Here is a 7,604-nt window from a genome sequence, read left to right on the forward strand (position 1 = left end):
CGTGCCGCGGCGTCGTCGGCGGGGCGGAGTGCGATAAGCGACCGCCGCGCTGAAGGTTTAGCGGGAACGCTGCTTGAGTCGCTGCAGATCCAGGATGACCACGGCGCGAGCTTCCAGACGGATCCAACCGCGCTGCACGAACTCGGCCAGGGCCTTGTTCACGGTTTCGCGGGATGCGCCCACCAGCTGCGCCAGCTCTTCCTGGGTGAGCTCGTGAGCCACCAGAATGCCGTCCGTTGCGGGACGACCGAAGCGGTCTGCGAGGTCCAGCAGGGCCTTGGCCACACGGCCGGGAACATCCGAGAAGACCAGATCTGCCAGGTTCTCGTTGGTGCGGCGCAAGCGGCGCGCCAGAGCCTGCAGCAGCTGAGCGGAGACCTCGGGGGAGCGGGTGATGACCTTGCGCAAGTTCTCGTGCTTCAAACCTGCCAGGCGGGTTTCGGATACCGCGGTGGCGGAGGTGGAGCGGGGGCTCGGGTCGAACAGAGCCATCTCGCCGAAAATCTCACCCGGACCCATGATGGCCACCAGGTTTTCACGACCATCGCTGGCGGTGCGGCCCAGCTTGATCTTGCCGGAAATAATGAAATAGAGCTGATCTCCGGGATCGCCTTCGTAGAAGAGAGCGGAACCGCGGGAGAGGTCAACCTCGGTGATCTCCTCGGTCAGCGCGGAAAAAGCCTCATCGTCCAGTGAAGCAAACAATGGGGCGCGGCGGAGGACGTCGGTATCCAAGGTGGTTCTCCTCAACAGTTGGGGGTGCGCGGTCAGAAGGCGCGGTTTGTAACCATCGTAACGAGTTTCACACTTCACGGTGCTGACTAGCTCTTGCGCTGAGTGTGAACGCTACGTGTGACGGGTTTATGACTTTCTGTGATCAGACTAACGCACGGCTCGATTTCACGATTTTCTCAGACCCTGGCTCTAAGCTCACAGGTTACCTGTCTACTTCCCGTTTACCGCCTGCGGTCTGCGGCGCGACCTCGAAGGACGTACATGAACCTGGGCCTCAATCTGCTGGACATCATCCTTGTGTTGGTGCTGGTGGGCTACCTGATCGCTGGGTTGTCCAGGGGTTTCTTCCGGTCTCTGGCCTCTCTGGTGGGTTTCGTGCTGGGTGCAGTGGCCGCTTTCTGGGCGGGGCCGTGGATTTCGTCGCAGGTGGGTTCCGAACTGCGGATTCCCTTTGTCCTTGTCACTGTTCTGGGGTTATTGGTCCTGGGGCAAATTCTCGGTGGGATTGTGGGGAACTATCTGGCACGTCTCACCGAAAAGACAGGTTTGGGTGTGTTGGACCGCATCGGCGGCGGGGCGCTCAATGTGGCCGTGGCGGCCATTGTCCTGGCACTGCTCGGCTCGTTGGTCGGGCAGCTGGGTATGCCTCAGCTGTCCCAGCAGGTAGCGGGTTCCTCCGTGCTGCGCACCATTGAGAAGTACACTCCGGAGCCGGTGCGCGAAGCCATGACCGAAACCCGCGATGCCGTCAGTGGGTCGCAGGGTATTCGCCAGCTCGATTCCCTGTTGTTCCCGGTCGAGGACGCTCCCGAGCCCGAACAGACCAGCGATTCCAACGCGGTCGAGACCGCGGGGCAGTCCGTGGTGCAGGTTTACGGCACTGCCGATCAGTGCGCACAGAACCAAACGGGTTCCGGCTTCGTGGCGGCTTCCGGACTGGTGGTCACCAACGCGCACGTCGTGGCCGGCGTGGACCAGCCCGTGGTCCAGACCCGCGACGGTCGGGTCTACCAGGCCCACGCCGTGCAGTACGACGACGCCTCGGACCTCGCCGTGCTCTACGCACCTGATTTGCCGGAGCCACCCTTGTCGCTGAGCAACTCGGTGGAACGTGGCCAGCAGGTCTCGTTTGCCGGGTACCCGCTGGGCGGCCCCTACACGGTTCGTCCGGCCACGATCCAGGGTGAGGCGTTTGCACCCGTCCAGAACGTGACCACCGGCGACACCCTCTCGCGCAGCATCATCCAGATTGCAGGCCGGGTGGAGCAGGGCAACTCAGGCGGACCGCTGTTGGACGCCAACGGCCACGTGGTGGGCGTGATCTTCGCCAAGGCCGTGGAGGGTGAGGCCGGTTACGCGATCCCCATGGAACAGGTCAGCAACATTCTGGAAGCGGCCGCCGGCTCCACCGCCCCGATCTCCACCGGTGAGTGCGTCATTTCCTGATCAGACGACATCAGGCGAACCAGGCATTGACCGTTTCAGGGTTTCGTTCCATCCACTCGCGGGCGGCCTGGAGCGGATCCTTGCCATCGAGGTTTACGGCGCGATCCATTTCATTGACTGCCGCGAGCGGGTAGTTGATCCGAGACACCACGCGACGGGTCTCCTCCGTGAGGTTCTCCCAGCTCTGCCGGTAGGCCAAGAGCGACGCGCGATCCGGTGCGGGGAACGCGCCGAGCGGATCCGCCAACGGGCGTAGTTCGTGAACGTCATTGAGGTACTGCGGCTGCCACAGGGGAGTGGCGAAGCAGTCCCCGGCGCTCATGCGCTGGTTCACGGTGTCGATGATGGCCTGCAGGTCACCGATCTCCTGGCTCCAGCCGACCTTGGCCAAGCCATAGGACTCGATGAGCGTCTCGGACCGCATGGTCAGTCCCGCTCCGGGCGTGGTGCCCTGCACCGCGAGCGTGGTCATCCGCTCTACGACCTCCGGTTTGGCCAGGTCCTCGAGCGAGGAGACCAGATCCTCCGGAATGTAGGCCGGGACCGCCCAGTAGAACATGCAGCCCTCGTAAAGTACCGCGGCTTCCACAGCGGACTCCTTGACCTGCTCCCAGTAGACCTCGTGCCCGCCGGGCAGCCAGGCGTCCGCGAACAAGTCCATCTCACCGGTGGCCAATTGCGGGTACATCTCCGGGTGCGGCCCCTCGACCACGTCCACGGTGTGACCCAGCCGCCGCAGGACTTCCTCCACTACGGCGGCGGCCACCTGATGGAAGGACTCGTCGATGCGTCCGTAGACCAGGGTGTCGGAAGGTTGTTGTTCAGCGGGGTTCATGAAAGGTCCTCACTCTTGGACGAGGTCTTGTTCAGTTCATTGGCCACGACCTGCACGCCCAGCTCGTATCCCAGCACGCCCGCGCCGGCAATCACGGCCGTGGCCTGTGGGGACACGAAGGAGACGTGGCGGAAGGATTCGCGCTGGTGCACGTTGGAGATGTGGACCTCCACGATCGGGATCTCACACATTTCCAGTGCGTCGTGCACGGCGATCGAGTAGTGGGTGAGGGCCGCGGGATTGATCACGATCCCGCACGCCTCGGTGCGCGCCCGCTGGATCCACTCCACGATCTGGCCCTCGTAGTTGGACTGTTCGAAAACCACGTCCAGTCCGAATTCGGAGGCCTTTACACGAACGTTGGCTTCAACGTCCGCGAGGGTCGTGTGGCCGTAGATCTCGGGCTTGCGCGTTCCGAGGGTGTTCAGGTTGGGGCCGTTCAACACGAAAATGGGGAGCTCGCTCATGGACCCATTCAACACGACTTCAACATGACGACGCCGCTCGGTGACCTTTTCATTCGAAAGGCCACCGAGCGGCGTCGGCAATGGCGGAAAGCGATCGGCTACTTGGCGCCGAGCGAATCCACGATCTGCTGCATGACCGTCTGATCCGCCAGCGTGGAGACGTCGCCCACGGGACGATCCTCGGCCACGTCCTTCAGGAGGCGGCGCATGATCTTGCCGGAGCGGGTCTTGGGCAGCTCGGGAACGATCAGAACCTTCTTGGGCTTGGCGATCGGGGAGATCTCCTTGCCCACGTGGCCCCGAATCTCCTCGGACAGCTCGGCCTGGTCCCGGCCCTCGGAGGCCGCGGAATCAGAGAGGATCACGAACGCGAACACTGCCTGCCCGGTGGTCTCGTCCGCGGCGCCCACCACCGCGGCCTCGGCCACGGACGGGTGGGAGACCAGCGCGGACTCGATCTCCGGGGTGGAGAGGCGGTGGCCGGACACGTTCATGACGTCGTCCACGCGGCCCAGGATCCACACGTCACCGTCTGCATCGCGCTTGGCGCCGTCACCGGCAAAGTACTTGTCGCCGAACTGGGCCCAGTAGGTGTTGACGAAGCGCTCGTCGTCACCCCAAATGGTGCGCAGCATGGCCGGCCACGGCTTGCGGACCACCAGGAAGCCATCGGTCTCGTTGGGCAGTGAGTTGCCGGCATCGTCCACGACGTCCACGGCGATGCCGGGAAGCGGGATCTGCGCGGAGCCCGGCTTGGCCTCTGTCACGCCCGGGAGCGGGGAGATCATGATGGCGCCGGTCTCGGTCTGCCACCAGGTGTCCACGATGGGGCACTTGCCGCCACCGATGTGCTTGTGGAACCAGGACCAGGCCTCCGGGTTGATGGCCTCGCCCACGGTGCCCAGCAAGCGCAGGGTGCTGAGGTCGAATTCGGCGGGGATGTCCTCGCCCCACTTCATCATGGTGCGGATGGCGGTGGGGGAGGTGTAGAGGATGGTCACGCCGTACTTCTGCACGATCTCCCAGAACCGGCCGCGGTGCGGAGAGTCGGGGGTGCCCTCGTAGATCACCTGGGTGGCGCCGTTGAGCAGCGGACCGTAGGTGATGTAGGTGTGGCCGGTGACCCACCCGACGTCCGCGGTGCACCAGTAGACATCCGTCTCGGGCTTGAGGTCGAACACATTCTTGTGTGTGAACGCGGCCTGGGTCAGGTATCCACCGGTGGTGTGCAGGATGCCCTTGGGCTTACCGGTGGTGCCGGAGGTGTAGAGCACGAACAGGGGATCTTCCGCGCCCTGTTCGGACGGGGTGTGTTCGGTGCTGGCGGACTCGAGAGCCTCGTGCCACCACACGTCGCGGCCGTCCTCGAAGGGCACGTCGCTGCCGTTGCGCTTGACCACGAGAACATGCTTGACGCTCTCTCCACCCTTGGAGAGGGCCTCATCCACGGCGGGCTTGAGCTGGGTGGGCTTGCCACGGCGGTAGGAACCGTCCGCGGTGACCACGAGCTTGGCCTCGCCATCATCAATACGCGAGCGCAAAGCGTCTGCGGAGAAGCCGCCGAAGACCACGGAGTGGATCGCGCCGATGCGGGCGCAGGCCAACATGGTGATGACGGCCTCCGCGATCATCGGCATGTACACGGCCACGCGATCACCCTTGGTGACGCCCAGGGCTTCCATCGCGTTAGCGGCCTTGGAGACCTCGTCCTTGAGCTCCGAGTAGGTGTAGGACTTGCTATCACCGGGCTCGCCTTCGAAGTGCAGGGCCACGCGGTCGCCGTTGCCGGCCTCCACATGGCGGTCCACGGCGTTGTAAGCGGCGTTGAGCTTGCCGTCCTCGAACCACTTGGCAAACGGCGGGTTGGACCAGTCCAGGACCGAATTGAACGGGGTGGACCAGCTCAGCAGATCGCGGGCCTGGTTGGCCCAGAACTCCTCGCCCTGGTCCTCGGCCTGCTTGTACAGCTCAACGGTGGCGTTCGCCTGAGCGGCGAACTCCTGGCTGGGCGCGTACGTGCGCTGTTCCGATGCATTTGAGTCCTGAGACATGGCGCTCCTTCTGATGTCGCTTCATGGCTGCGAGCCGCGCGAGTACTCCCTGCGTGGCGCAGTTCACATTTGGTCCCAGCGTAGTGGACATTTCACGGGTAGATCTAACCGAATCGCTGGTATGAAATTTCGCGTCATGCTGTGACATCCCGGGCTCCGGAACGGGTTTGACCCCTGACCCCCCGCCCAGCATGATCGAGAGCATGGATAACCCCGCAGCTGCCGAACACATCCGCTTCGTGACGCCGGATGAGGCAGCCAAGGCGGCGACGCGGCGTCGTCGGGCGGGCGAAGAAAGTCACCTCTCCGTGACCCGGCGAGCGCGCAAGATCCAGCGCATTCTCGCCGAGACCTACCCGTACGCGGTGGCCGAATTGGATTTCGACGACGCCTGGCAACTTCTCGTGGCCACCGTCCTTTCCGCGCAGACCACCGACGTGCGTGTGAATTCGGTGACGCCCATCCTGTTCGCTACCTATCCCGGACCGCAGGAACTGGCCGAAGCCGAGCCCGAATCGGTGCAGGAGATCGTGCGGCCGTTGGGTTTCTACCGCTCCAAAGCGCGCTCCATCCAGGCGCTCGCCAACCGTGTGGTGGACGAGTACAACGGTGAGGTGCCCGGGAAACTCAAGGACTTGGTCACGCTGCCGGGCGTGGGGCGTAAAACGGCGAACGTGGTGCTGGGCAACGCGTTCGGGGTTCCCGGTGTCACCGTGGACACCCATTTCGGACGGTTGGCGCGCAGGCTCGGCTGGACCGCCCAGGAGGACCCGGTCAAGGTGGAAAAGGACGTCACCGCACTGTTCCCGGCCAAGGTCTGGACTCAGCTGTCCCACGAGTTGATCCACCATGGCCGCCGCATGTGCCATTCGCGGAAGCCCGCGTGCGGGGTGTGCCCGATCGCGGACCTGTGTCCCTCGTACGGCGAGGGCCCCACGGACCCACAGGTGGCCCGGAAGCTGCTGGCTTACGAATTGAAACCTGGTCGAGAAGAGCTTCTGGATCGGTACATGAACGGAGCCACGCGGCGTGAGCTGCGGGCCCAAGGCCACACGCTCAGCGCGTGAGCTGCGAAAGGACACCCATGGAATCCACCTCACCCGGCACCCTGCATGCTCGAGAACAGCTGTTGAAGCTCGCTCAAGAGGGTCACACGGTGTACATGGAGGATCGCGAGCCCTGGCGGATCGGGTCGCTGTCCGAGGACTACCGGCAGTCCGCCGTACTCATCCTGTTCGGCGCGCTGGACAAGATTCCTTCGGAATATGAGGAGCACGGTGAGGGGCCGGGCCGGGATCTGGACGTGCTGTTGGTGCAGCGCTCTGCCACCTTGCGCTCCCACCCCGGTCAGGTCGCGTTCCCCGGCGGGCGCTTGGATCCGCCGGACGGCGAAATTGGTGAGCTCATGACCGTTCCCGGCGGCGAGGTGAGCGCACCACACGTGCGCGGCGCGCTGCGGGAGGCCCACGAGGAAACCGGGTTGGACCCGGACGGCGTGGAGGTACTTGGAACCCTGCATCCCGTGCCGCTGCCGATCAGCAATCACATGGTCACTCCGGTCATCGGGTGGTGGAAGAGCCAGTCCGAAGTGGACGTGATGGACCACGCCGAGTCCTCACTCGTGTTTCGTGTGCCCGTCCTGGACCTGATCAATCCGGCACACCGCTACTACGCGACGGTGACCCGCGGACATCAGACCTACAAGTCCCCGGCATTCGACGTGCGCGTCAATGAGACCAGTGAAACCGTCACCGTGTGGGGTTTCACCGGAATCGTGATCGACCGGATCCTCGAATGGCTCGGCTGGTCCGTGGAGTGGGATCGGGACGATAAGCGCCCGGCACCGCTGTGAGCGTCTTGGCTGCTAGTGGCTGATGGGGCGGGGCCGACCTAGAGGTTCCGCCGATAGGCGTGGAACGGCTGTGGCATGAGACAGGCACGAGGCCTGGTAGACACGGATTTGTCGAGAATCATCATGTCTGTCAGGAGCACTCGTGCCTCCTGTTCCATCGTGCATCATCGAGCCCATCTGGGACCAGTTCCAGGTGTTGATCCCTGCTGTGGCGGACG

Annotated in this window: 7 protein-coding genes; 3 read left to right on the forward strand and 4 right to left on the reverse strand. The window is 64.1% G+C overall.

All coding sequences use genetic code 11. From position 1 onward, the window contains the following. Positions 1-57: 57 nt before the first annotated feature. Positions 58-735, reverse strand: coding sequence for a Crp/Fnr family transcriptional regulator (locus ABD283_RS08700; RefSeq protein WP_016996325.1), 678 nt, complete (start codon positions 733-735; stop codon positions 58-60). A gap of 261 nt (positions 736-996) precedes the next feature. Between ABD283_RS08700 and ABD283_RS08705 the strand changes: the two genes are divergently transcribed. Next, the gene (locus ABD283_RS08705; protein WP_344224593.1) at positions 997-2,181 is read left to right on the forward strand and encodes a MarP family serine protease; all 1,185 of its coding nucleotides are present in this window, start codon (positions 997-999) and stop codon (positions 2,179-2,181) included. Between the two features lie 10 nt (positions 2,182-2,191). On the opposite strand, the gene ABD283_RS08710 is transcribed toward ABD283_RS08705, so the two are convergent. From ABD283_RS08710 to acs, 3 genes are all read right to left on the reverse strand, one after another. After that, complete coding sequence (locus ABD283_RS08710; protein WP_344224594.1) at positions 2,192-3,016, reverse strand: glycine betaine ABC transporter substrate-binding protein; 825 nt, start codon at positions 3,014-3,016, stop codon at positions 2,192-2,194. Then, positions 3,013-3,483, reverse strand: coding sequence for a type II 3-dehydroquinate dehydratase (gene aroQ, locus ABD283_RS08715; protein ID WP_344224595.1), 471 nt, complete (start codon positions 3,481-3,483; stop codon positions 3,013-3,015). The genes ABD283_RS08710 and aroQ overlap by 4 nt, the downstream gene beginning before the upstream one ends. Positions 3,484-3,581: 98 nt before the next feature. Then, the gene (gene acs / locus ABD283_RS08720) at positions 3,582-5,534 is read right to left on the reverse strand and encodes an acetate--CoA ligase (RefSeq protein WP_344224596.1); all 1,953 of its coding nucleotides are present in this window, start codon (positions 5,532-5,534) and stop codon (positions 3,582-3,584) included. Positions 5,535-5,737: 203 nt separating this feature from the next. Between acs and nth the strand changes: the two genes are divergently transcribed. Both nth and ABD283_RS08730 read left to right on the forward strand, forming a co-directional pair. After that, a complete protein-coding gene (nth, locus tag ABD283_RS08725; RefSeq protein WP_344224597.1) occupies positions 5,738-6,601 on the forward strand; it encodes an endonuclease III in 864 nt (287 codons plus the stop codon). Between the two features lie 17 nt (positions 6,602-6,618). After that, complete coding sequence (locus ABD283_RS08730; protein WP_344224598.1) at positions 6,619-7,386, forward strand: NUDIX hydrolase; 768 nt, start codon at positions 6,619-6,621, stop codon at positions 7,384-7,386. Positions 7,387-7,604 lie beyond the last annotated feature (218 nt).

It is taken from the genome of Kocuria atrinae (genome assembly GCF_039531425.1).
Classification (GTDB): domain Bacteria; phylum Actinomycetota; class Actinomycetes; order Actinomycetales; family Micrococcaceae; genus Kocuria; species Kocuria atrinae.

Excerpts from the sequence above, each read along its gene's own strand:
- ABD283_RS08705 (WP_344224593.1), top strand. The coding sequence starts at position 997 with ATGAACCTGGGCCTCAATCTGCTGGACATCATCCTTGTGTTGGTGCTG.
- ABD283_RS08710 (WP_344224594.1), bottom strand. The coding sequence starts at position 3,016 with ATGAACCCCGCTGAACAACAACCTTCCGACACCCTGGTCTACGGACGC.
- aroQ (WP_344224595.1), bottom strand. The coding sequence starts at position 3,483 with ATGAGCGAGCTCCCCATTTTCGTGTTGAACGGCCCCAACCTGAACACC.
- acs (WP_344224596.1), bottom strand. The coding sequence starts at position 5,534 with ATGTCTCAGGACTCAAATGCATCGGAACAGCGCACGTACGCGCCCAGC.
- nth (WP_344224597.1), top strand. The coding sequence starts at position 5,738 with ATGGATAACCCCGCAGCTGCCGAACACATCCGCTTCGTGACGCCGGAT.
- ABD283_RS08730 (WP_344224598.1), top strand. The coding sequence starts at position 6,619 with ATGGAATCCACCTCACCCGGCACCCTGCATGCTCGAGAACAGCTGTTG.